Source organism: Hymenobacter lapidarius (genome assembly GCF_001816145.1).
GTDB classification, from domain to species: domain Bacteria; phylum Bacteroidota; class Bacteroidia; order Cytophagales; family Hymenobacteraceae; genus Hymenobacter; species Hymenobacter lapidarius.
In genome coordinates, this window is record NZ_MDZB01000030.1 from 1 (window position 1) to 936 (window position 936).

1 protein-coding gene is annotated in these 936 nt (G+C 63.5%); it reads left to right on the forward strand.

All coding sequences use genetic code 11. The features are described from left to right. The first annotated feature begins 97 nt into the window (after window positions 1-97). Window positions 98-928 (forward strand): IS5 family transposase, encoded by an 831-nt coding sequence (locus BEN47_RS01175; RefSeq protein ID WP_239691461.1) that lies wholly within the window; start codon window positions 98-100, stop codon window positions 926-928. The last annotated feature ends 8 nt before the right edge of the window (window positions 929-936 follow it).

Consider the following 936-nt stretch of genomic DNA (forward strand, 5'->3'; position numbering starts at 1 on the left):
TGAAACTGTTCAGGAAGTAGTCAGGGCGAGGCAGAAAGGAAAAGACTCCCACAAAAGCGGGAAATTTGAGGTGCGACCCATCTCCTTTCCCTCCCTCGTGGAAGTCCTGACCAAAGATATCATTACCCGCTGGATACTGCCCCACCTGCCGACCCGTTCCGGTGGCCGCCGCTGCGCCGCCGCCCCGGCCGAGGTGGTAGGCGCCAGCTGCTACAAGCTCAAAACCGGTTGCCAGTGGCGCTGGCTGCCCGTGCAGGCCCTGTTCACCGGCCCGCCCCTGAGCTGGCAGGGGGTGTACTATCATTTTCAGGCGTGGGGCAAGCAAGGCGCGTGGAAGCAGTTGTGGGTCATGTGTTTGCGTCTGCATCGGCGAACCCTCGACCTGTCCAGTGTCCAACTCGACGGCAGCCACACGCTGGCCAAGAACGGCGGGGCGGCCGTCGGCTACCAGGGCCGCAAAGCCGCCCGCACCACCAACGCCCTGTTCCTGGCCGACAACGCGGGCCTGCCGCTGGCCGTGGCCACGCCCCAGGCCGGCAACCAGCACGACACCTTTGACCTGGAACGGGTCTTTGCCGAGCTATGCGAACTGCTCGAGGCGGCTGACCTGCGGCTGGAAGGGCTGTTTCTCAATGCCGACAAAGCCTTTGATGTCACCAGCTTGCGGCAAGCCTGCGCCCGGCGCGACATCGAAGCCAACATCCCCCGCAACCGGCGTTCGGCCGACTGGCAGACCGACGACGACACGCCGCTGGACCCCGAACTCTACCGCCGGCGCCTCGTCATTGAGCGCCTCAATGCCTGGCTCGACGGGTTCAAGACCCTGCTCGTGCGCTACGAAACCAGCGTGCAAAATTGGCTGGCCTTCCACTGGCTGGCCTTTACCGTGCTCTTATTGCGTAAAATTGCCCCAATGCCCACTTCCTAAACAGCTTC